This window comes from Kitasatospora sp. NBC_01300 (genome assembly GCF_041435235.1).
GTDB lineage: Bacteria > Actinomycetota > Actinomycetes > Streptomycetales > Streptomycetaceae > Kitasatospora.
In genome coordinates this window covers 2,782,588-2,804,501 of sequence record NZ_CP108408.1, presented here as the reverse complement: position 1 = coordinate 2,804,501, position 21,914 = coordinate 2,782,588, and the positions used below count along the sequence as shown (strand labels likewise).

Here is a 21,914-nt window from a genome sequence, read left to right as displayed (position 1 = left end):
ATTCGGGGGTGCCGCCCGGTCGTGGGCGGCACCTGGCGGGGGTCAGTGGGCGTCGTGGGCGCCCGGTTCGGCGGAGGTGACCAGCTCGGTCAGGACGCCGCCGCAGTCCTTGGGGTGCAGGAAGGTGATCCGCGAACCCATCGAGCCGATCCGGGGCTCGTCGTAGAGGACCCGCACGCCCTTGGCCCGGACGGCCTCGGCGTCGCCGTCCACGTCGGCGGTGCCGAAGGCGATGTGATGCACGCCCTCGCCGTTCTTCTCCAGCCACTTGGCGACGGTCGAGTCGGGCCGGGTGGGCTCCAGCAACTGGAGGTAGGAGGCGCCGCCGTCGCCGGTGTCGTTGATCTTGAGCATGGCCTCGCGGACGCCCTGCTCCTCGTTGACCTCGGTGTGGAACACCTCGAAGCCGTAGGTGGCGCGGTAGAACTCGACCGTCCTGTCGAGGTCGCGGCAGGCGATGCCGATGTGGTCGATACGGGTCAGCACGGTGACCTCCGGGGGGCGGGTTGGGTACCTCGGGAACCAGGTGGCACCAGTGCAGCGCATCGCTGCTGACCGGCGCCAGCGCCGGACGTGCGAGTCTGCTCACACGCCGGGGGTCCACCCGGGCCGCACGCCGGGGGCTCGCCCGCGGCGGACGCCGGGGTTCACCCGGGCCGCGTTGACACGGTGTTGACTGGAAGGTGCCAGTGCGCTCGATCACACCGTCGCTCCGGTGACGGGCGGGTAACGGGTCAGTACATTGAGCGCATCCTCACCTGGCCACGACGTGCGAAGGGGCTCGTCCCATGACCAACACCACCTCTGTGATCGTTGCCGGTGCGCGGACCCCGATGGGTCGCCTGCTCGGTTCCCTCAAGGGCTTCTCCGGTGCCGACCTCGGCGGCTTCGCGATCAAGGCCGCGCTGGAGCGGGCCGGCATCACGGGTGAGCAGGTCCAGTACGTGATCATGGGCCAGGTGCTGCAGGCCGGCGCCGGCCAGATCCCGGCCCGCCAGGCCGCCGTCCAGGCCGGCATCCCGATGAGCGTCCCGGCGCTCACCATCAACAAGGTCTGCCTCTCCGGCCTGGACGCCATCGCGCTGGCCGACCAGCTGATCCGGGCCGGCGAGTTCGACGTCGTGGTGGCCGGCGGCCAGGAGTCGATGACCAACGCCCCGCACCTGCTGCCGAAGTCCCGCGAGGGCTACAAGTACGGCGCGATCGGGATGCTCGACTCGATGGCCCACGACGGCCTCACCGACGCCTACGAGAACATCCCGATGGGCGAGTCCACCGAGAAGCACAACACCCGGCTGGGCATCGCCCGCGAGGTGCAGGACGAGATCGCCGCGGCCTCCCACCAGCGGGCCGCCAAGGCGCAGGCCGACGGCGTCTTCGACGCCGAGATCACCCCGGTCGCGATCCCGCAGCGCAAGGGCGAGCCGGTGCTGTTCGGCCAGGACGAGGGCATCCGCGCGGACACCACCGTCGAGGGCCTGGCCAAGCTGCGTCCGGCGTTCGCCAAGGACGGCACGATCACGGCCGGCACCTCCTCGCAGATCTCCGACGGCGCCGCCGCGGTGGTCGTGATGAGCAAGGCCAAGGCCGAGGAGCTGGGTCTGAGCTGGATCGCCGAGATCGGCGCGCACGGCAACGTGGCGGGCCCGGACAACTCGCTGCAGTCGCAGCCGTCCAACGCGATCAAGCACGCGCTGGCCAAGGAGGGCCTGGAGGTCTCCGACCTCGACCTGATCGAGATCAACGAGGCGTTCGCGGCCGTCGCCCACCAGTCGACCAAGGACCTGGGCGTCTCCTCGGACATCGTCAACGTCAACGGCGGCGCGATCGCGCTCGGCCACCCGATCGGGATGTCCGGCGCCCGCGTGGTGCTGCACCTGGCGCTGGAGCTCCAGCGGCGCGGCGGCGGCGTCGGCGCGGCCGCGCTGTGCGGCGGCGGCGGCCAGGGCGACGCCCTGATCGTGCGCGTCCCCAAGGACGCCAGCCCGAAGGCCTGATCAGCTGACATGCCTTCGGGGCTGCGGACCGCCACGAGCGGCGCCGCGGCCCCGAAGGCATCCGCGCGAGGAGCTCCCGATGATCGATGTCGCCACGCTGGTCGAACAGGCCCGGGCGGGCCGGCCGCGGGCGGTCGCCCGGCTGATCACGCTGGTCGAGAACGCCGCCCCGCAACTGCGCGAGGCGATGGCCGCGCTCGCGCCGTACACCGGTCAGGCCTACACGGTGGGCCTGACCGGCTCGCCCGGGGTCGGCAAGTCCACCTCCACCTCGGCGCTGGTCTCCGCCTACCGGCGGCTCGGCAAGCGGGTCGGGGTGCTGGCCGTCGACCCGTCCTCGCCGTTCTCCGGCGGCGCGCTGCTCGGCGACCGGGTCCGGATGCAGGACCACGCCACCGACCCCGAGGTGTTCATCCGCTCGATGGCCACCCGCGGCCACCTCGGCGGGCTGTCCTGGACGGCGCCGCAGGCCCTGCGGGTGCTGGACGCGGCCGGCTGCGACGTGATCCTGGTCGAGACCGTCGGGGTGGGCCAGTCCGAGGTGGAGATCGCCGCCCAGGCCGACACCACCGTGGTGCTGCTCGCCCCCGGCATGGGCGACGGCATCCAGGCCGCCAAGGCCGGGATCCTGGAGATCGGCGACGTCTTCGTGGTCAACAAGGCCGACCGGGACGGCGCCGACGCCACCGCGCGCGAGCTCAACCACATGCTCGGCCTCGGCGAGGCCCGCGGGGCGGGGGACTGGCGCCCGCCGATCGTCAAGACCGTCGCCGCCCGCGGCGAGGGCGTCGACGAGCTGGTCGAGGCGCTGGAGAAGCACCGCGCCTGGCTGGAGGAGCACGGCGAACTGGCGGCGCGCCGCCGCCGTCGGGCCTCCGACGAGATCGAGGCCATCGCGCTGGCCGAACTGCGCACCCGGATCGGCGACCTGCGCGGGGACCGCCACCTGGCTGGCCTGGCCGAGCGGGTGGTGGCGGGCGAACTGGACCCGTACGGCGCGGCCGACGAACTCGTGGCCGGCCTCACCCGGGGCTGAGGACGGCGCGGGGCCGGCCCCCGGTGGGGCCGGCCCCGGTGTGCTGGGGGCGGCGCGTCAGGCGCGGCCGCGCAGGCCGCGGAGGTGTTCGGCGACCGGGGCGAGGGCCTCGTACATGGCGTCGAGCTGCTCCTGGGTGAAGCGGTCGATGAAGTGGGCCCGGACGCTGCGCACGTGGTCGGGGGCGACCCGCTGCATGGTCTCCCAGCCGTGCTCGGTGAGGTGGGCGTAGAGGCCGCGGCGGTCGCCGGGACACTCCTGGCGCAGCACCAGGCCGGCGTTCTCCATCCGGGTGATCTGGTGCGAGAGCCGGCTCTTGGACTGGAGGGTGGCGGTGGCGAGGTCGGTCATCCGCATCCGGCGGTCGGGGGCCTCGGAGAGCACCACCAGGATCTCGTAGTCGTTGATCGCCAGGTTGTGCGGCTGGAGTTCACGGCTGAGCTGGTACTCCAGCAGCTTGGCGACCTCCAGATGGGCGCGCCACATCCGCTGCTCCCTGGCGGTCAGCCAGGGAGTCTCCTCCTCGGGCTGCGACGGAGGGGTGTCCGCAGTGTTGATCGTGTGCGTATCCATGGGCTCAGCATACCCTATTTAGTTCAATCTTGTACAAGTTTACAGGCCGAAACGTCGCCCCAGATCGCCCAGATTACCGAGACCCGGCACGTTGAGGTTGCCCCCGCCGTGGCCCGACGCCGCCGGCTGCGACGGCACCCCGCCCACCGGCACGCCCGCCTCGGCGTCCACCTGGCCCACCGACCGCTCGGCCATCAGTTTCTCGCTGGACTGCAGCAGCACCTGGCCGGCGCCGATGAACTCGAACTGGTGCTCCTCGCCGGAGGCCCCGCCCAGCCCGGTCAGCCGCCGGATGCCGCCGATCAGCCCGTGCATGTAGTCGTGGTCGTAGTGGTGGCACGGCGCCGGGCAGTCCGCCCAGCCCACCAGCGCCTGCGGGTCCACCCGGATCGGCGGCTCGACGAAGTGCACCGGCCCGTTGGAGGCGGCGACGAACTTCCCGGTGCCGATCAGGGTCAGGAAGCCCGGGATGATCGACTGCTTGAGCCGCAGCGACGGGTCGAAGGCCAGCAGGTTGCCCGAGCGGACGGTCAGGTTGCCGTCGTCCAGGTCGTAGGAGTTGAGGTCGAAGGCCCGGTCGGCCAGCAGCAGCTTGCCGCGGCCCTGGGCGACCACCCAGTCCGCCGCGTGCATCGGCGAGTTGAAGTGCTGGCCGATCACCCGGTCCAGCATGCCGGCGCCGACGCCCTTGAAGGTGATGTCGCCGTAGTAGGCGACCATCTTGCCCTTCTGCAGGAAGTACGAGCCGTTCAGGTCGACCGAGAAGGCGTACGGGTTGACGTTGTCGTTCACCGGCAGGCTGTACGCGTCGTGCACCACCGGGCCGGAGCCGCCGTGCGCGCTCGGCAGCGGGGCCTGCTGGCCGCCGAACTGCTCCTGGGCGTAGGCCTGTTGGGGCTGCTGCGGGGGAGGCGGCGGCGGGTACCCGCCCTGCTGGGGGTAGCCCTGCGCGGGCGGCGGCGCGTAGCCCGGCGGGGGAGGGGCGGCGAAGCCGGGCTGGGTCGGCTGGTCGTACGGCGACTGCCCGTACGGCGGCTGCGGCGGGTAGGACATCAGAGCTTCTCCTCGCTCGCCTGGACGTACACCGCGCCCTGTCCGGACAGCTCCAGCTGGAAGGCCTCGCCGGAGCCGCGGCCGATCATGTCGCGCCAGCCCAGCGCCGTGGACAGCTTGTTCTGCACCTGGCCGCGGTGCGCCACGTACGCCTGCGGGTCGACGTGCACCGGTTGGCCCGGGACGATCGGCAGCTCGAAGACGCCGCCGTGCGCCATCACCGCGACCGAGCCCTTGCCGTCCAGCTGGGTGGTGAACAGGCCCTGGCCGGTGACCTGGCCGCGGACCATGCCCATCACCCCGCCCTGCGAGCCCATGAACATGGTGGACTGGCGCAGCGTGCCCTCGAAGGCCAGCAGCCGGTCCGCCTCGACGTACAGGGTGTCGCCGGCCAGGTCGATCACGTGCACGTGGTGGCCGCCGTGGCCGAACATCACCCGGCCCTGGCCCTCGACGGTCATCAGCGGGGTGTCCTCGTTGGCCACCCGGCGGCCGATCATCGACATCACGCCGCCCTGCCCGCCGGTGATGTTCGGCGTGAAGCGGACGTCCCCGGTGTACGCGAGCATCGCGCCGCGCTGGCTGAACAGTCGCTGCCCGGGCAGCACCACGGCCTCGACCATCTTGCCGTTGATCTTCGTGAAGCCCATCAGACGTCGCCCCCGATGGTGACCTTCTCCGACGGCTGCACGTACACCAGGCCCTCTCCGGTGAACTCCACCTGGACGGCCTCGCCGCCGCCCTCGCCGATCACCGTCGTCCAGCCCGCGCCCGACTTCAGGCTGCGGTGCAGGCTGCCGGTGTGCGCCACGTAGGCGCCCGGGTCCACCCGCAGCGGCTGGCCCTGGCCGACCCGCAGGATGATCGCGGGCCCGTTCGAGGTGACGGCGGCCCAGCCGTGCCCCTCCACCTTGGTGGTGAAGAGGCCGTTGCCGGAGGACATGCCGTTGAGCCCGGTGAAGGTGGTGCCGGTGCGCAGCGAGCCCTCCGTGCAGAGCAGGTTGTCCGCCTCGACGAACAGCGTCTCGCCGTTCAGCCGGACCAGGTTGATCTCGGTGGCCTTGTCGGCGAAGTAGCAGGTGCCCTGGCCCTTCACCTCCATGACGGTCATCTGCTCGCCGGTGAGCCGGCGGGCGACCATGCCGCGCAGGCCGTCCCCGCCGCCGGTCAGCTTCTTGAAGCTCATCTGGCCGGTGTAGGCGACCATCGAGCCGTGTCTGGCCTTGACGGCCTCGCCGGCCAACTCGACCGCGAGTACCCGGGATCCCTGGAGTCTGAACTGTGCCACGGCCGCAATCTAGCGGGCGCGGCCGGTGCGGGGGGAGGGGGAACGGCGGAACTGGTACCGGTCTGCGACAAACGCGCCGGTCACGCCCGCGCGTGCGCCCCCCGGGCGGCGTGCGGGACGGTGCCGGCCGCCTCCTCGACCTCCAGCAGCGAGGCCGAGTGGCGCTCCGCCTCGAAGGCCACCACCCCGCCGCGCAGCCCGAACAGCCGCTTGGACAGCATGATCCAGAGCACCGCGGCGATGTTCAGCACCAGCGTGCCGATCTTCACGGCGCTGACGTGCTCGCTCAGCTCGTAGCCCTCCAGCGGCAGGAAGGCGGCGGTGGCCACGACGGTGAGGTACTCGGCCCAGCGCCTGCCGAGCCAGAGGCCGACCGCCTCGACGATCTCGATCAGCGCGTAGGCCAGCAGCGCGCCCGCGACGATCAGCAGGGTGCTCTTCCGGTAGTCGAAGGTCTTGCGGATGGTGTCGACGATCGGGGAGTGTTCGAGGTCCCAGTGGAAGTGGTCGGTGACCGGCCGGAAGACCGACAGGTTCTCGTCGAAGACCCGGTGCACGGCGTCCTGGCTGTTGGAGAACTTCCAGACGGCCCAGGCCACGATGATGATCAGCAGACCGCGCAGCACCCGCTCGACGGCGAGGAAGCGCAGGATGAAGAGGTCCCGCAGCGCCTTGCCGCGCGGCACCAGCGGGGCGTCCTGCGCCGGGCCGGAGCCGTGCGGGGTGCCGAGCGCGAAGTCGCCGCAGCGCAGGCAGCGCCAGGCGTCGCCGAGGGCGGTCGCGGCGTGCAGCCGGGCGGCCAGCTCGGGCTCGGTCGGCGCGTAGGTGGTGTGGCCGCGCTTGGCGCAGGTCCTTCGGTCCCAGTCCCGCTTGAACATGTGGTCGCTACCCCCGGTCGTCCGATGTCTACGGCGCCCGGTGCGTCGGGCGCGGGCAGCAGGATAGGGGCAGCGGGTGACGGGCCGGCGCGACGAGCCGGGTTCTGGCGCACAGCTGTGACACGGACACGACGGCCGTGGGGTCGGGCACGACGGCCGTGCCGCCGGGGCGGGACACGGCGGTTGTGACGTCGGGCACGGTGCCCACCCCGGCCGGGGCTTCGGACAGGTGCTCGGTGATAATGGCCGGAAGGCTTGTGAGTCGCTTCACAAGCAGGTACGCCTCCGACCCCCGTATTGAGGTATCCATCGTGAACAGCAGCGCCGTCCACCGCCTGCGCCTGGTCTCCGGCCCCGAAGGGGTCTCGTTCATCCTGCTGCTGATCTGCTCCGTGCTGAAGCGGACCACGTCCTTCGACGGCGTCCCGGTGATGGGCATGGTCCACGGGATCCTGTTCATCCTGTACGTCGTCTTCTGGATCCAGGCCTGGCAGGCGCAGAAGTGGGACGCCAAGCGCGGCGTGCTGCTGTTCGTCCTCTCGGTGCTGCCCACCGGCGGCTTCTTCGCCGAGCGGATGCTCGCCAAGGAGGAGCGCGGAGAGCTGAAGCCGGCCACCGCGTAGCGACGAACCCCCGCCACGCGACGGTCGACAGGCTGCCGCGGCCTCCTCTCCCAAAGGGCCGCGGCAGCCTGTCGCCGTTTCTTACCGGGGGTGGCTGGGGTGTGCCGGCGCGCGCACTAGTTGACGTTGACGCCGCTCCACGCGGCCGCCACGGTCTTGTACTCGGTGCTGGTGGCGCCGTACAGGTCGGTCGCGGCCTTCAGGGTCGCCGTGCGGGCGGCCTTGTAGTTGGTGGTGGAGGTCATGTAGACGGTCAGCGCGCGGTACCAGATCGCGGCCGCCTTGGTCCGGCCGATGCCGGTGACCGTCGAGCCGTTGGAGGTCGGGCTGTTGTAGCTGACCCCGTTGACCACCTTGGCGCCGCTGCCCTCGGACAGCAGGTAGAAGAAGTGGTTGGCGATGCCCGAGGAGTAGTGGACGTCGAGGTTGCCGACGCCCGAGTACCAGGAGTCCGCGGAGCTGCCGTCCTTGGAGGGCTTGTCCATGTAGCGCAGCGGCTTGCCGTTGCCGAAGATGTTGAGCTTCTCGCCGATCAGGTAGTCCGGCGGGTCCGCGGGCAGGTTGGCCGACCACTCGACCATGGTGCCGAAGATGTCGGAGGTGGCCTCGTTGAGGCCGCCGGACTCGCCGGAGTAGTTGAGGTTCGCCGTGGCGGAGGTGACGCCGTGGGTCATCTCGTGGCCGGAGACGTCGATCGCGGTCAGCGGGTTGGTGTTGCCGGAGCCGTCCCCGTACGTCATGCAGAAGCAGGAGTCGTCCCAGAACGCGTTGACGTAGTTGGAGCCGTAGTGGACGCGGCTGGCGGCGCCGACGCCGTTGTTCTTGATGCCGTTGCGGCCGAAGGTGTTCTTGTAGTAGTCCCAGGTGGCCGCGGCGCCGTACTGGGCGTCCACGGCGGCGGACTCGCGGTTGGAGGCCAGGCCGTTGCCCCAGGAGTTGCTGGTCTTGGCGAACAGCGTGCCGTTGCCCGAGGTGGCGCCCTTGAGGTCGGTGGTGGACTGGCCGCCGCGCGTGGCGTCCTTCAGCGAGTAGGTCGAGCCGCTCTGGGTGGTGGTCAGCGTGACGCTGCCGACGTTGACGCCCTTGCCGGTGCCGGAGGCGGTCTGCACCTGCTCGCGGGTGGACAGCACCTGGCCGGTGGCGGCGTCGGTGACGACCTGCTGGCTGCTCGGGGTGCCGTCGGCCCGCTCGCCGTGGACCACCGTGCGGTGGGCCAGCCGCGGCGCGCCGTCGGCCGCCCACACCACCAGCTCGGCCGCGCCCGCGCCGTCGACCCGGCTGAGCGCCGCCTCGTCCTCGTCGGCGGCCGTCCCGACGGTCGCCTGAACCGCGGCGGTGGCCCGCTCGGCCGCCTGCCCGGCGGCGAGGCCCGGGGCCAGGCTCGGCAGCGACAGGCTGCCGTCGAAGGCCCGGTCGACCGAGTCCACCGAGCCGTCGGCGCGCTGGTGGACGACCAGGTCGCCGCCGAGCACCGGCAGGCCGGCGTAGGTCCGCTCGTAGCGCAGGTGGCGTTCACCGTTGGCGTCGGCGACGACGTCCTTGACCACCAGCCGCTCCTGGCCGCCGAGGGCCAGGGCCTGGGCGACCGGGCTGCTCTGCCCGGCGGCCACCGCGAGCAGCGCGGCGCGCTGCTGCTCCGGCGACGGGGCGGCGGCCTGGGCGGCGGGGACGATGGCGATCTGGATCACGCCGGCGAGCAGGGCGGTGGAGGAGAGTATGGCGCCGGCTGTCAGCTTTCGCTTCACGTGCGGGGGTTCCTTCCACGAAACCGCGTGTGCGCGCGGTTGCGCCGCGTACCGGGGCGCCGGGGTTGGCGCCGGGGGGCGGTAGGGCGCGGACGTGCTGCTCCCGTGCGGTACCTGACGATCCGTCGACGGGTGGGGGTGACGGATGTCGGACGGGGCTTGGGCAGAAGCATGACAATCGATGGCAGGAAATGACAGACCACGGACAGGGATTGGCCGGGATCCGCCAGTGTTGGTACGGATGGTTCGGCTGCCGCCCGGTGCCCGCTACGGGCGGTTCGTCCGGCCGGCGGGGCTCCGCCACCCCGGGAACGGGGAGGGTGGGCGTGCGAGGGCGGGCGGGCAAGAGGGTGTGCGGACGCCCGGGGCCGCCCTCCACAGGGGCCCCGGACGTCCTGTCACCGTGCGCCGTACGTCAGTTGACGTTGACGCCGCTCCACGCGGCCGCGACCGCCTTGTACTCGGCGCTGGTGGCGCCGTACAGGTCGGAGGCGGCCTTCAGGGTGCCGGTGCGGGCACTCGCGTAGTTGGTGGTGGAGGTGAAGTAGACGGTCAGCGCGCGGTACCAGATCTGCGCGGCCTTGTCCCGGCCGATGCCGGTGACGGCCGAGCCGTTGGAGGTCGGGCTGTTGTAGCTGAAGCCGTTGATGCTCTTCGCGCCGCTGCCCTCGGACAGCAGGTAGAAGAAGTGGTTGGCGATGCCCGAGGAGTAGTGGACGTCCAGGTTGCCGACGCCCGAGTACCAGGAGTCCGCCGAGGCGCCGTCCTTGCTGGGCTTGTCCATGTAGCGCAGCGGGGAGCCGTCGCCGTTCAGGTTGATCAGCTCGCCGATCCAGTAGTTCGGCGGGTTGGAGGGCAGGTTGGCGTAGAACTCGACCATGGTGCCGAAGATGTCGGAGGTGGCCTCGTTGAGGCCGCCGGACTCGCCGGAGTAGTTGAGGTTCGCCGTGGCGGAGGTGACGCCGTGGCTCATCTCGTGGCCGGCCACGTCGATCTCGGTGAGCGGGTGGGTGTTGCCGCTGCCGTCGCCGTAGGACATGCAGAAGCAGGCGTCGCTCCAGAACGCGTTCACGTAGTTGGAGCCGTAGTGCACCCGGCTGGTCGCGCCGACGCCGTTGTTCTTGATGCCGTTGCGGCCGAAGGTGTTCTTGTAGAAGTCCCAGGTGGCGGCCGCGCCGTACTGGGCGTCCACGGCGGCGGACTCGCTGTTGGAGGCCAGGCCGTTGCCGAAGGCGTTGGTCGAGTTGGCGACCAGCGTGCCGGTGCCGGAGGTCTTGTTCTTCAGGTTGACGGTCGACTGGCCGCCGCGGGTGGCGTCCTTCAGCTGGTACGAGGTGCCGCTCTGGGTGGTGGTCAGCGGGACGTTGCCGACGAAGACGCCCTTGCCGGTGCCGGAGGCGGTCTGCACCTGCTCGTGGGTGGACAGCACCTGGCCGGTGGCGGCGTCGGTGACCAGCAGCTGGCTGCTGGGGGTGCCGTCGGCGCGCACGCCCTCGACGGTGGTCCGGTAGGCCAGGCGCGGGTTGCCGTCGCTCGCCCAGACCACCAGCTCGGCCTTGCCGGTCTGGTGCACGGCCGCCAGCGGGGACTCGTCCTTGTCCGCGGCGACGCCGACGGTGGCCTGGACGGCGCCGGTGGCCTGCGCGGCGGCCTTGTCGGCGGGGATCTGCGGGGCCAGGCTCGACAGGCTCAGCTGCGCGGAGACCGCCTTGTCGACCGACTCCACCGCGCCGCGGGCGCTCTGGTGGACGACCAGGTCGCCGCCGAGCACCGGCAGGCCGGCGTAGGTGCGCTCGAAGCGCAGGTGCCGGGTGCCGTCCTTGTCCACCACGGCGTCCTTCGCCACCAGTTGCTCCTGGCCGCCGAGGGCGAGGGCCTTCGCCAGCGGGCCGGACTGGCCGCCGGCCAGGGCGAGCGCGGCCGCCTGCTGCTCGGCGGCCTGCGCCTGCGCCGCGGGGACCGGGCTGGCCTGGGCGGCGGTGCTCACCTGGACGACGCCGGTGAGCAGGGCGGTGGCGGAGAGTACGGCGACTGCTGCGAGCTTTCGCTTCACGGACGAGTCCTTCCGGGTAACCGCGTGTGGGCGGTCGCGCCGCGTCCCGGGGGCCGGGGTCGGCACCTGAGGGGCGGGACGGGCGCTGACGTGCGGACCCCGTGCGGTCGAGCGGCGGGCCACCGGTGGGTGGGGGTGGTGGCTGCCGACGGGGTTGGCGGAAAGCATGACAATCGAGCAAATCAAATGACAGGTCTTGCTCATGAATTGGCCAAGTCCCGCCAGCCGGAGGGATTGTGAACGGGCGGACAAAAGGTGCGAATCACCCGGTCTTTCAGCGGGTTACCATCCGAACCGAGGCCTGATAGTGCGGCTGCGGACCGATCGGCCGTCAACTCCGCCGCGGCCCGGTCCTGTTGCCCCGCATTCACACCGGTGCAATGTTCTGGTACGGACCTGGCAGCCCTTTTGGCGGGTTCCCGCCACGCGTCGTGCTTGTCCACCATCAGGACGGCTGGTAGCGCCCGCCCCCTCCGCCGGTACGGTAAGGAGGTGCCCAAGCCCCTAGCCCTCGACTTCGACCCGATCGCCCGCGCCGACGAGCTCTGGACCCGCCGCTGGGGCGGGGTCCCCTCGATGGCGGCGATCACCTCGATCATGCGAGCCCACCAGATCCTGCTCTCCCGGGTCGACGCGGTGCTCAAGCCGTACGGGCTGACCTTCGCCCGGTACGAGGCGCTGGTGCTGCTGACCTTCAGCCGGACCGGCGAGCTGTCGCTGTCCAAGATCGGCGAGCGGCTCATGGTCCACCCGACCAGCGTCACCAACACCGTCGACCGGCTGGAGCGGGCCGGCCTGGTCGCCCGCCGCCCCAACCCGCTGGACGGCCGCGGCGTGCTCGCCACGATCACCGGCCGCGGCCGCGAGACGGTCGAGGAGGCCACCCGGGAACTCATGGCGATGGACTTCGGGCTGGAGGAGTACGACACCGAGCAGTGTCGGCAGGTGTTCGAACTGCTCAGGCCGCTGCGGATCGCCGCCGGCGACTTCACCGACGAACGCGGCGAGGGGGCTGCGCGGGAGCGGCCGTGAGGACGGTTACCCTCGTGTGAGCGGTGCGCGGATCCGGGCGTACCGGTCGATCCCTGCCGAACGAGGCGATGAAGAGTATGAAGGCGACCCCCCTGCTGGGCTGGTACCGGGCCCTGGCCATTGCGACAGGTGTGGCCCTGCTGGTGTTCTGCGGCTTCATGGTCACGAAGTACGGCTTCGACGCGGCCGAGGACCTGACCACGTACGTCGCGATGCTGCACGGCTACCTGTACATCGGGTACTTCGTGGTGACCTTCCTGCTCGGGCAGAAGCTGAAGTGGCCGCTCGGCCGGATGATCCTGACCCTGGCCGCCGGCTGCATCCCGTTCGCGTCCTTCGTCTTCGAGCGCAAGGTGGTCCGCGAGGCCGCCGAGCGGCTCCCGGCCGGCGGCGACGCCCGCCAGCCCGCCGGCGTCTGATCCGACGCCCCGGCGAGTGCCCCTTCCCCCGCGGGGGAGGGGGCACCGCGCGTTTCCGGGCCCCGGGAGGGCGGCCCGCGGCGTTTCGGCCCCGGCATCCATCGACAGCTGCTAGGACGTCCGAGTAAATTAGTAGGACGTCCTAATAGCTGTGCCGCCCCGGTGCCGTGGCGGCCGTACGGAGCGGAGTTCGGGGTCATGGACGCCGAGGAGATCGAGCGCGGACGGCAGCGCTGGCAGCAGCGGTACGACAGCGCCCGCAAGCGGGACGCGGACTTCACCACCCTGTCCGGCGACGAGGTCGAGCCGGCGTACGGTCCCGCCCCCGGGCAGGCCGTCGAGGGCTTCGAACGGATCGGCTGGCCGGGCGAGTACCCCTTCACCCGCGGACTGCACCCGACCGGCTACCGGGGCCGCACCTGGACCATCCGCCAGTTCGCCGGCTTCGGCAACGCGCAGCAGACCAACGAGCGCTACCGGATGATCCTGGAGGCGGGCGGCGGCGGCCTCTCGGTCGCCTTCGACATGCCCACCCTGATGGGCTACGACTCCGACGACGCCAAGTCGCTCGGTGAGGTGGGCCACTGCGGCGTCGCCATCGACTCGGCCGCCGACATGGAGGTGCTGTTCAACGGCATCCCGCTCGGCGAGGTCACCACCTCGATGACGATCAGCGGCCCGGCCGTCCCGATCTTCTGCATGTACCTGGTCGCCGCCGAGCGCCAGGGCGTCGACCCGGCGGTGCTCAACGGCACCCTGCAGACGGACATCTTCAAGGAGTACATCGCCCAGAAGGAGTGGCTCTTCGCCCCCGAGCCGCACCTGCGGCTGATCGGCGACCTGATGGCGTACTGCGCCCAGGGCATCCCCGCGTACAAGCCGCTGTCCGTCTCCGGCTACCACATCCGCGAGGCCGGGGCGACGGCCGCGCAGGAACTCGCGTACACCCTCGCCGACGGCTTCGCCTACGTCGAGCTGGGCCTGTCCCGGGGCCTGGACGTGGACGTCTTCGCGCCCGGCCTGTCCTTCTTCTTCGACGCGCACCTGGACTTCTTCGAGGAGATCGCCAAGTTCCGCGCCGCGCGCCGGATCTGGGCCCGCTGGATGCGCGACCGCTTCGGCGCCAAGACCGACAAGGCGCAGTGGCTGCGCTTCCACACCCAGACCGCCGGCGTCTCGCTGACCGCGCAGCAGCCGTACAACAACGTGGTCCGCACCGCCGTGGAGGCGCTGTCCGCGGTGCTCGGCGGCACCAACTCGCTGCACACCAACGCCCTGGACGAGACCCTGGCGCTGCCCTCCGAGCAGGCCGCCGAGATCGCCCTGCGCACCCAGCAGGTGCTGATGGAGGAGACCGGCGTCGCCAACGTGGCCGACCCGCTGGGCGGTTCCTGGTACGTCGAGGCGCTCACCGACCGGATCGAGCAGCAGGCCGAGGCGATCTTCGAACGGATCCTGGACAAGGGCCGCGAGGACCACGGGATCGGCCCGATCACCTCCGGCATCCTGCGCGGGATCGAGGAGGGCTGGTTCACCGGCGAGATCGCCGAGGCGGCCTTCCAGTACCAGCAGTCGGTGGAGAAGGGGGACAAGCGCGTGGTCGGCGTCAACTGCCACCCGCGCAGCGTCACCCCCGAACTGGAGATCCTGCGGGTCAGCCACGAGGTCGAACGCGAGCAGGTGCGGGTGCTGCGCGAGCGCAAGGAGGCCCGGGACGAGGCGGCGGTGCGGGCCGGGCTGGACGCCATGCTGGCGGCCGCGCGCTCGGGCGAGTCGATGATCCCGCCGATGCTGGACGCGGTGCGCGCCGAGGCGACCCTGGGCGAGATCTGCAACGCGCTGCGCGAGGAGTGGGGGACGTACCGGGAGAACGCGTCCTTCTAGGACGTGCCGGTGGGCCGCCCCGTACGGAGCTCCGTGCGGGGCGGCTTCGCCGTACTCTCAGTCGCCCAGCAGGCTGGGGAAGGGGCCGAGCAGCAGGTTGGTGAAGCGGCGGGTCCAGTCGGCGGTGATCGGCTCGCCGCTGACCAGGACGCGGTGCTCGACCGTCCCGGCGATGGTGTCGAAGATGATGTCGATCTCCTCGCGGGCCGTCCGCGGGTCGGCGTCCGGGGCGAGTTCGCCGCGCGCCTGGGCGGCCGCCCGGCCCTGCCGGACCAGGCGCTTCTGCGGGTCGACGATGGCCTCCCGGATCCGGCGGCGCAGGTGCGGGTCGCGGGTGCCCTCGGCGAACAGCGCGAGCAGCGCGGCCTGGGTCTCGGGGCGGGCCAGCAGGTCGGCGAACTGGGCGACCACCGCCTCGATGTCGGCCCGCAGGCTGCCGAGGTCGGGCATCACCAGGTCGTCGAAGAGGCTGGCGACGGCGTCCACCACGAGTTCGTTCTTGGACGGCCAGCGGCGGTAGAGGGTGGTCTTGGCGACCTTGGCGCGGGTCGCGACGTGGCCCATGGTCAGCCCGCCCCAGCCGAGTTCGGCGAGGGCCTCGCGGGTGGCGTCGAGGATGGCGCGGTCGGCGGCGGCGCTGCGCGGGCGCCCCTTGGCCCTGGTCGTGGCACCCGCCGAGGGGGCGGGGCCGTCCGCGGTCTCCGGGCCCGTGACGTCCGGGTTCGCGGGGGGCTGGGGGGCCGGCAACCGGGCCTCCTTGCGCTCTACTGGTGAGTAACATGGGTGGGGCTGGTAACGGTAGCGGCTGTTCGCCCGTTCGGGCAGCCGGGCCGCCCCGGAAAGTGGGGCAGGTCACGTCGCGGAACCGCCGGTGGGGCTTGCGGGCGGGACCCCGGCTCCAGTTACGCTACGACTCGTAGCGAAAGCAGTGACAACCAGGCGCCGCACCCGTGGGACGGGGCGGCGCGGGCGCGGGTGGGGATCCGCGCCGAACGGTTCAGGCTACCGGGGGAGGGCCGCCGCGCCCGGGAATCCGCGCCGCACGGCCCGTGCGGGGCGACTTTCCCGAGGTTGGTTGCCCGCAGGCGGCGCGGACGGGGGAGGATGGTGCCATGCAGCCACGGAATTCGCGTCTCAACAGCTCCGCCCTGCGCGGTGCGGTCGACCTCGCCGCAGTGAAGGCAGCCGGCGAGGCTGCCCAGAAGGCCGAGCAGGCCCGGGTCGAGCGGGCCCGCCAGGCGGCCGCCGACGAAGCGGCCGGAGTCGCCCCCGCGCAGTCCGCCTACGCGCTCGTCATCGATGTCACCGAGGACACCTTCGAGGCCGAGGTCGTCCAGCGCTCCACCGAAGTGCCGGTCGTCATCGACTTCTGGGCCGAGTGGTGCGGCCCCTGCAAGCAGCTCAGCCCGATCCTGGAGGGCCTGGCCGAGGAGTACGCCGGCCGGTTCGTGCTCGCCAAGATCGACGTGGACGCCAACCCGCTGATCTCCCAGCAGTTCGGCATCCAGGGCATCCCGGCCGTGATGGCCGTGGTGGCCGGCCAGCTGGTGCCGCTGTTCCAGGGCGCGGAGAGCGCGGCCAACGTCCGCAAGGTGCTGGACCAGCTGATCCTGGTCGCCGAGCAGCGCTTCGGCGTGGTCGGCGGCGCCGGGGCCCCGGGCGAGGCGCCGGACGCCGCCCCGCAGCGGCCGGAGGACCCGGCCCTGGCCGCCGCGCACGACGCGCTGGACAGCGGCGACCTGGGCGGCGCCGTCCAGGCCTACCGGAACGTGCTGGCCGACCAGCCGGGCAACACCGAGGCCAGGCTGGGCCTCGCCCAGGCCGAACTGCTGCAGCGGATCGAGAGCGTGGACCCGCAGGCCGTCCGCGCCGCGGCCGCGGCCGACCCGAAGGACGTCGAGGCCCAGCTGCGGGCGGCCGACCTGGACCTGGTGGGCGGTCACGTCGAGGACGCCTTCGGCCGACTGGTGGACACCGTCGGCCGGACCGCCGGCGAGGACCGGGACGCCGCCCGGCTGCGCCTGCTGGAGCTGTTCGAGGTGATCGGCCCGGAGGACCCTCGGGTCACCGCGGCCCGCACCGCGCTGGCGCGCGTGCTGTTCTGACGCCTCCTCCGGTCCGGGCCCGGCCCGTCCCGGGCGGGTCCTGGCACGTCGGATGACCTGCGGTGTCGCCGGGTGATTTGGCGACAATCCGGTCAACCGGACAGAGGTTTACCAAATCTTGACAACACCCGTGGACAGTCACACTTGGTGACTGTCCACGGGTGTTTCGTTCATGTTTCCGGCGGATTTCTTCGTCACGTTTCCTTCAAGACGTCACACACGGTGCATGGCACGCCGATTTCACGGTCAACGCCGTCGGGTGTTGCATTACCCGTCAGTAAGGAACCTCTTGTGCTTCGCCCGGGATTCGAGCACGATCGGCGACGCCCGGTCCCTGACTCCACACCCTCCGATCCGGTCGGCACACCCTCCGATCCGGTCGGCCACGTGGAGCACGGGATCCCCACCGGGTGATCCGCCGACCCCGGTCGGCGGTAGGGAGGGCAGGGGGGTATCCGCGGTCCCACGGCGGTTCCTGTCCTTCGACCGGCCGCGCGGCCCTGCGCGGTCGCTGGTTGTCGCTCGGGGGTGATCGCCGATGTCGTCGGTCCTGCCCGCCGCCCCGCAAGGACGGCCGGTGGAGGGTCGGGAGTGCCGCTGTGTGCCGGCCGCTCCCGCGTCCGACGACGCCCAAGGCGCTCTCCGCTACCGAGGACGTAGCTCTCTCCCATCCCAGTCCCCCACCGGCGCGGGCGCGCCGCCGGGGAGCCGGAGATGTACGTCCTAGAAGGAGGACTCGCATGTCCCAGACCTACGGCAAGACCCGCTGGAAGCGCTTCGCCCTGGTGATGGTGCCGAGCATCGCGGCCACCGCGATGGTCGGCGCCGCCATGGCCAACAACGCGCTGGCGGCTTCGTTCAGCGTCTCCGGCCAGAGCTTCAAGGTCACCACGCCGGAGCTGCACGGCAAGAACTTCGCCCAGTTCGGCTCGATCGACGCCGAGGTGAACGGCACTCCGCACCCGGTCGCCGTCTCGGCCTTCGACGAGGCCACCATCAAGGGCCTCTGCCAGTCGGTGGTGACCGACCCCAACGTCATCCCCGGCCTGCCGTGGAAGCTGCCCAAGATCATCCTTCGCCTGGAGGCGGGCAACAGCGACGACGTCAAGAAGCAGGTCTACGCCAAGAACCTGCTGATCGACCTCGACCAGCTGAACGCGGACGCCGAGTTCACCAACATCAACATCGGCCAGGACGCCTCGACCCTCAAGGGCGAGGCCACCCAGGGCTGGAAGTCCAAGCTCGGCGGCCTGCCGTCCGGCGCGACCGGCTTCGCCCAGGCCGCCGACAAGGCCGACCTGTACAACGTGCAGCAGACCGCCTGGGCCACCTCGGCCGGCACCTTCAAGCTCCCCGGCCTGAAGCTCGCGCTGCACACCGACGGCACCGGCGAGTGCTACTAGGCCTTTGACGGGCGGCGGACCGGGCCCGGTCCGCCGCCCCGACGGCACCTGTGGGACCGGTGGCGGCGCGCGCGCCGTCGCCGGATCCCGTGTCTCGTCCATCCCTCGTTCACACCATCGAGGAGCTGCACCGTGTCCAGCGCCCTTGCCTCATTCCGGCCCGCCGAGCACGAGAACCCCGTCCAGTGGCTGCGCCGGGTGTTCCGTACCTTCCGTCGGACGCGGCCGTACTACGGCGGCCTGCTGGCCATGATCGCCGGCGTCCCGATCATGTACTTCCCGTACGCCAAGCTCTCGTTGGGCGGCATGACGGTGGCCATGGCCACCACGGCGGGCGCCGGATCGCTGATCATCGGCGTGCTGCTGATCGTGCTCGGGCTGACCGCGTGGTTCCAGCCGACCGTGCGGGTCTTCGCGGGGGTCGCCACCACCCTGCTGACGCTGGTCTCGATCCCGGTCTCCAACCTGGCCGGGTTCGGCCTGGCGCTGCTGCCGGGGCTGATCGGCGGCGGTCTGATGGCGTCCTGGGCGCCGCTGCCGGAGCCGAAGGCGCCCAAGACCGCCGTCGCCGCGAGCGTCGCCACCGAGGCCCCCGCCGCTGAGGCACCTGCCTCCGCAACACCTGCCTCCGAGGCCGCTGTCGCCGAGACCGCTGTCGCCGAGACCGCTGTCGTCGCCGAGAACGTCGCCACCGAGCCCGCGGCGGCCGAAGCGCCCACCGCGAAGCTGCCCGCACAGGCCGCGTCGAACGAGCAGGCCGCCGCCGTGGACCCGAAGGAGGCGCGGTGAGCGCGTCGGATGACCAACCGCAGCGCGCCGGTCGACACGCGGCGCCGCGCACGCCCGTCCGGGTCCGGCTGAGAGGCCGCGCGCTGGCGATGGCCGCGGTGCCGACGGCGCTGCTGATGGCCGCCGCGTACACCCCCAACCCGGCCGTCGCCGAGTCCACGGCGGGCAAGCCCTGCGGGACCGCGCCCGCCACCGTGCCGGACGTCGCGCCGCTGGAGACGCCCGTCCCCAAGAGCGAGCTGCCCGAGCCGCCGCCCGGTCCGTCCACGGCGCCTTCCACCGTTCCCTCGACGGCGCCCTCGACGGGGCCGAGCGCGATCCCCACCCAGACGCCGACCGCCGCTCCCACCCAGCAGCCCTCCGCGCCGGCCGGTACGCCGAGCGCCGGCGCGACGCCGACCGGCGCCCCGACCGGCACGGCCACCACCCCGGCGACCACGCCGCCGGCCGCCCGCTCCGCCGCCCCCGGCGGTTCGGACACGGTGCACCAGGCCGGGCTGATCGGCGACGTCCTGGGCGGCGCCAACCACCTGCTGGAGCCGGGTGGTTCACCGAGCCCGACGCCGAGTGCCAAGTCGACCGGCGCCCCCGCGCCGGAGACCACCCAGGCCCCCGCGCCGGCCGCCCCGGCCCCGCGCGCCGGGACGCCGGCCCAGCCGCAGGCCCCGACGGCCGGGGCCCCGGCCGACACCCAGCCCGGCAGCGCGCCGCCCGCCGCCCACAGCGGCGAGCAGACTCCGGCGGGCGACCAGGCCTCGCCCACCGCGCCGGCCCCCGCCGCCGGTGGCCCGGCCGGCGCCACCACGGGGAAGCCGAGCGGCAAGGCGAGCCCGAGGACGGCCTCCGCCACCCCGTCCGCCGCCGACACCCCGTCCTCCTCGCCGACCGCCAACCCCAACTGCGCGGTGGACACCCGCGGCCTGACCGCCGGCGCGCCCGCCACCGGGGACGTCGTCCCGCAGCAGAACTGGACGCTGGCGACCAGCCGGCTGGCGCTGCACGGCGCGGCCTTCCACGGCGTCTACGACGTGCGGACCCCGACCGGCACCAAGCGGGTGCTGAAGTTCGTGGTGGACAGCGTCGACATCGACAACCTCGACATGTCGACGTTGCAGGGCAACGGCAAGACCTTCCACGTGAAGGGCGCCCCCGGCTCGACCTCGACCATGCGCAAGGGCCCGGTCACGATGTACGTGGAGCGGCTGTCCGGCCACCTCTCCAAGGTGCTCGGCCTGCCGATCCCGATCGACCTGGGCGAGATCACCCTCACCCCGGACACCCTGCCGCGCTGGCTGTACGACCTGATCGGCTCGATCCCGATCCCGCTGGACCTGGAGCTGACCGGGGTCACCGCCAAGCAGGCCGGCCAGTTCGGCGGCACGCTGACCATCCCCGGCATGCGCCTGTTCAACGACGACGCGCCCTACAGCGACAAGTAGGCGACCGGCAGCCGCGCCACGGCGGCGGCGACGTCGCGAGAACGCCCGTGGGGCGGCCCTCCAACGGAGGACCGCCCCACGGGCGTCGGTGCCAGGGGGTTGGTGTTACTCGCCCCGGGTGCCCAGGTGGTGCACCTGGACCATGTTGGTGTTGCCGGGGATGCCGGGGGGCGAGCCGGCGGTGACGATGACGGTCGCGCCCTCGGCGAGCTTGCCCATGCGCAGCAGCTCCCGGTCGACCTGGGCGACCATCTCGTCGGTGGACCCGACCTGCTCGGTGACGTGCGCCTCGACGCCCCAGCTCAGCGAGAGCTGGTTGCGGGTGGCGACGTCCGGGGTGAACGCGACCACCGGGATCGGCGAACGGTAGCGGGACAGGCGGCGGGCGGTGTCACCGGACTTGGTGAACGCGACCAGCGCCTGGCCGTTCAGGAAGTCGCCCAGCTCGCACGCGGCGCGGGCGATCGAGCCGCCCTGGGTGCGCGGCTTGCGGCCCGGGTTGAGCGGCTGGAGGCCCTGGGACAGCAGCTCCTCCTCGGCCTTCTCGGCGATCCGGCTCATGGTGCGGACGGTCTCGATCGGGTACTTGCCGACGCTCGACTCGGCGGACAGCATGACCGCGTCGGTGCCGTCCAGGATGGCGTTGGCGACGTCGGAGACCTCGGCGCGGGTGGGGCGCGAGGCGTGGATCATCGACTCCATCATCTGGGTGGCGACGATGACGGGCTTGGCGTTGCGGCGGGCCAGCGTGATCAGCTGCTTCTGGACCAGCGGCACCCGCTCCAGCGGGTACTCGACGGCCAGGTCGCCGCGGGCGACCATGATGGCGTCGAAGGCGAGGACGATCTCCTCCATGGCCTCGACGGCCTGCGGCTTCTCGATCTTGGCGATGACCGGCACGCGGATGCCGACCTCGTCCATGACCTCGTGGACGTCCTTGATGTCGTCCGCGTTGCGGACGAAGGACAGGGCGATCATGTCGACGCCCAGGCGCAGCGCGAAGCGCAGGTCGTCCTTGTCCTTCTCGGACAGGGCGGGCACGTTCACGGCCGCGCCGGGCAGGTTGATGCCCTTGTTGTTCGAGAGCACGCCGCCCTCGATCACCACGGTCTTCACCCGCGGGCCGTCGACGCTGACGACCTCCAGGGCGATGACGCCGTCGTTGATCAGGATCGGGTCGCCGGGCTTGACGTCGCCGGGCAGGCCCTTGTAGGTGGTGCCGCAGATGTGCTGGTCACCGGGGACGTCCTCGGTGGTGATGGTGAACTCGTCGCCGTTGTCGACGGTCACCGGGCCGTTGGCGAAGGTCGCCAGACGGATCTTGGGACCCTGGAGGTCGGCCAGGACGCCGATGGCCTTGCCGGTGTCCTCCGAGACCTGGCGGACCTTGCGGTACCGCTCCTCGTGGTCCGCGTGGTTGCCGTGGCTCATGTTCAGTCGGGCGACGTTCATGCCCGCCTCGACGATGGCCTTCAGCTGTTCGTAGGAGTCCGTCGCCGGACCCAGGGTGCAGACAATTTTCGCTCGGCGCATATGGATCAGTCTATCCGTTCGTGTTATAGGTGCATTCGGCACGAATCGTGAGGAATCGCCGACG

Annotated in this window: 20 protein-coding genes; 10 read left to right on the top strand and 10 right to left on the bottom strand. The window is 71.8% G+C overall.

Going from position 1 to position 21,914, the window contains the following annotated elements; all coding sequences use genetic code 11:
• Window positions 1-42: 42 nt before the first annotated feature.
• Window positions 43-486, bottom strand: a complete 444-nt coding sequence (gene mce / locus OG556_RS12355) for a methylmalonyl-CoA epimerase (protein WP_371517110.1) — start codon at window positions 484-486, stop codon at window positions 43-45.
• A 302-nt stretch (window positions 487-788) separates the two neighbouring features.
• On the opposite strand from mce, the gene OG556_RS12350 reads away from it, so the two are divergent.
• Both OG556_RS12350 and meaB read left to right on the top strand, forming a co-directional pair.
• Window positions 789-1,997: an acetyl-CoA C-acetyltransferase gene (locus tag OG556_RS12350; protein WP_371517109.1), complete on the top strand. Its 1,209-nt coding sequence runs from the start codon at window positions 789-791 to the stop codon at window positions 1,995-1,997.
• Window positions 1,998-2,076: 79 nt separating this feature from the next.
• The gene (gene meaB, locus OG556_RS12345; protein WP_363371930.1) at window positions 2,077-3,033 is read left to right on the top strand and encodes a methylmalonyl Co-A mutase-associated GTPase MeaB; all 957 of its coding nucleotides are present in this window, start codon (window positions 2,077-2,079) and stop codon (window positions 3,031-3,033) included.
• 57 nt (window positions 3,034-3,090) lie between these two features.
• On the opposite strand, the gene OG556_RS12340 is transcribed toward meaB, so the two are convergent.
• The 5 genes from OG556_RS12340 to OG556_RS12320 all read right to left on the bottom strand — a co-directional run bounded on the left by OG556_RS12340 (window position 3,091) and on the right by OG556_RS12320 (window position 6,825).
• Window positions 3,091-3,606: a MarR family transcriptional regulator gene (locus tag OG556_RS12340; RefSeq protein ID WP_350879579.1), complete on the bottom strand. Its 516-nt coding sequence runs from the start codon at window positions 3,604-3,606 to the stop codon at window positions 3,091-3,093.
• Window positions 3,607-3,645: 39 nt separating this feature from the next.
• Window positions 3,646-4,455, bottom strand: a complete 810-nt coding sequence (locus OG556_RS12335) for an AIM24 family protein (protein WP_363628739.1) — start codon at window positions 4,453-4,455, stop codon at window positions 3,646-3,648.
• A 203-nt stretch (window positions 4,456-4,658) separates the two neighbouring features.
• Window positions 4,659-5,309: an AIM24 family protein gene (locus tag OG556_RS12330; RefSeq protein ID WP_063347778.1), complete on the bottom strand. Its 651-nt coding sequence runs from the start codon at window positions 5,307-5,309 to the stop codon at window positions 4,659-4,661.
• Window positions 5,309-5,947 (bottom strand): AIM24 family protein, encoded by a 639-nt coding sequence (locus OG556_RS12325; protein ID WP_079135621.1) that lies wholly within the window; start codon window positions 5,945-5,947, stop codon window positions 5,309-5,311. The genes OG556_RS12330 and OG556_RS12325 overlap by 1 nt, the downstream gene beginning before the upstream one ends.
• 80 nt (window positions 5,948-6,027) lie before the next feature.
• On the bottom strand, window positions 6,028-6,825 hold the full coding sequence (locus tag OG556_RS12320) for a DUF2127 domain-containing protein (protein WP_371517108.1): 798 nt from the start codon (window positions 6,823-6,825) through the stop codon (window positions 6,028-6,030).
• A gap of 311 nt (window positions 6,826-7,136) precedes the next feature.
• On the opposite strand from OG556_RS12320, the gene OG556_RS12315 reads away from it, so the two are divergent.
• A complete protein-coding gene (locus OG556_RS12315; RefSeq protein WP_371517107.1) occupies window positions 7,137-7,448 on the top strand; it encodes a DUF3817 domain-containing protein in 312 nt (103 codons plus the stop codon).
• A gap of 116 nt (window positions 7,449-7,564) precedes the next feature.
• Here the strand turns inward: OG556_RS12315 and OG556_RS12310 are convergent, their stop codons facing one another.
• Both OG556_RS12310 and OG556_RS12305 read right to left on the bottom strand, forming a co-directional pair.
• A complete protein-coding gene (locus OG556_RS12310) occupies window positions 7,565-9,193 on the bottom strand; it encodes a M4 family metallopeptidase (protein WP_371517106.1) in 1,629 nt (542 codons plus the stop codon).
• A 415-nt stretch (window positions 9,194-9,608) separates the two neighbouring features.
• Window positions 9,609-11,246 carry a M4 family metallopeptidase gene (locus tag OG556_RS12305; protein ID WP_371517105.1) on the bottom strand — a complete coding sequence of 546 codons (1,638 nt, stop codon included), beginning with the start codon at window positions 11,244-11,246 and terminating at the stop codon, window positions 9,609-9,611.
• Window positions 11,247-11,738: 492 nt separating this feature from the next.
• Here OG556_RS12305 and OG556_RS12300 point away from each other — a divergent pair, with 492 nt between their 5' ends.
• The 3 genes from OG556_RS12300 to OG556_RS12290 all read left to right on the top strand — a co-directional run bounded on the left by OG556_RS12300 (window position 11,739) and on the right by OG556_RS12290 (window position 14,581).
• Entirely contained in the window at window positions 11,739-12,278 is a 540-nt protein-coding gene (locus OG556_RS12300; RefSeq protein WP_371517104.1) for a MarR family winged helix-turn-helix transcriptional regulator, read from the top strand.
• Window positions 12,279-12,355: 77 nt separating this feature from the next.
• Window positions 12,356-12,697 (top strand): DUF3817 domain-containing protein, encoded by a 342-nt coding sequence (locus OG556_RS12295; protein WP_371517103.1) that lies wholly within the window; start codon window positions 12,356-12,358, stop codon window positions 12,695-12,697.
• A 198-nt stretch (window positions 12,698-12,895) separates the two neighbouring features.
• Window positions 12,896-14,581, top strand: a complete 1,686-nt coding sequence (locus OG556_RS12290) for a methylmalonyl-CoA mutase (RefSeq protein WP_371517102.1) — start codon at window positions 12,896-12,898, stop codon at window positions 14,579-14,581.
• Window positions 14,582-14,638: 57 nt separating this feature from the next.
• On the opposite strand, the gene OG556_RS12285 is transcribed toward OG556_RS12290, so the two are convergent.
• Window positions 14,639-15,199, bottom strand: coding sequence for a TetR/AcrR family transcriptional regulator (locus OG556_RS12285; protein ID WP_371522676.1), 561 nt, complete (start codon window positions 15,197-15,199; stop codon window positions 14,639-14,641).
• A gap of 494 nt (window positions 15,200-15,693) precedes the next feature.
• On the opposite strand from OG556_RS12285, the gene OG556_RS12280 reads away from it, so the two are divergent.
• From OG556_RS12280 to OG556_RS12265, 4 genes are all read left to right on the top strand, one after another.
• Window positions 15,694-16,686, top strand: coding sequence for a tetratricopeptide repeat protein (locus OG556_RS12280; RefSeq protein ID WP_350879569.1), 993 nt, complete (start codon window positions 15,694-15,696; stop codon window positions 16,684-16,686).
• 740 nt (window positions 16,687-17,426) lie between these two features.
• Window positions 17,427-18,089, top strand: a complete 663-nt coding sequence (locus OG556_RS12275; protein ID WP_371517101.1) for a DUF6230 family protein — start codon at window positions 17,427-17,429, stop codon at window positions 18,087-18,089.
• Window positions 18,090-18,221: 132 nt separating this feature from the next.
• Window positions 18,222-18,878, top strand: a complete 657-nt coding sequence (locus tag OG556_RS12270) for a DUF6114 domain-containing protein (RefSeq protein ID WP_371517100.1) — start codon at window positions 18,222-18,224, stop codon at window positions 18,876-18,878.
• Window positions 18,875-20,317, top strand: a complete 1,443-nt coding sequence (locus tag OG556_RS12265) for a hypothetical protein (RefSeq protein WP_371517099.1) — start codon at window positions 18,875-18,877, stop codon at window positions 20,315-20,317. Before OG556_RS12270 ends, OG556_RS12265 begins: the two co-directional genes overlap by 4 nt.
• Before the next feature lie 105 nt (window positions 20,318-20,422).
• Here the strand turns inward: OG556_RS12265 and pyk are convergent, their stop codons facing one another.
• Complete coding sequence (gene pyk, locus OG556_RS12260; RefSeq protein WP_363619285.1) at window positions 20,423-21,850, bottom strand: pyruvate kinase; 1,428 nt, start codon at window positions 21,848-21,850, stop codon at window positions 20,423-20,425.
• Window positions 21,851-21,914: the final 64 nt, after the last annotated feature.

Coding starts and splice junctions, on each gene's coding strand:
- OG556_RS12340 (WP_350879579.1), bottom strand. CDS start 3,606: ATGGATACGCACACGATCAACACTGCGGACACCCCTCCGTCGCAGCCC.
- pyk (WP_363619285.1), bottom strand. CDS start 21,850: ATGCGCCGAGCGAAAATTGTCTGCACCCTGGGTCCGGCGACGGACTCC.
- OG556_RS12295 (WP_371517103.1), top strand. CDS start 12,356: ATGAAGGCGACCCCCCTGCTGGGCTGGTACCGGGCCCTGGCCATTGCG.
- OG556_RS12275 (WP_371517101.1), top strand. CDS start 17,427: ATGTCCCAGACCTACGGCAAGACCCGCTGGAAGCGCTTCGCCCTGGTG.
- OG556_RS12330 (WP_063347778.1), bottom strand. CDS start 5,309: ATGGGCTTCACGAAGATCAACGGCAAGATGGTCGAGGCCGTGGTGCTG.
- OG556_RS12350 (WP_371517109.1), top strand. CDS start 789: ATGACCAACACCACCTCTGTGATCGTTGCCGGTGCGCGGACCCCGATG.
- OG556_RS12320 (WP_371517108.1), bottom strand. CDS start 6,825: ATGTTCAAGCGGGACTGGGACCGAAGGACCTGCGCCAAGCGCGGCCAC.
- OG556_RS12290 (WP_371517102.1), top strand. CDS start 12,896: ATGGACGCCGAGGAGATCGAGCGCGGACGGCAGCGCTGGCAGCAGCGG.
- OG556_RS12280 (WP_350879569.1), top strand. CDS start 15,694: ATGCAGCCACGGAATTCGCGTCTCAACAGCTCCGCCCTGCGCGGTGCG.
- meaB (WP_363371930.1), top strand. CDS start 2,077: ATGATCGATGTCGCCACGCTGGTCGAACAGGCCCGGGCGGGCCGGCCG.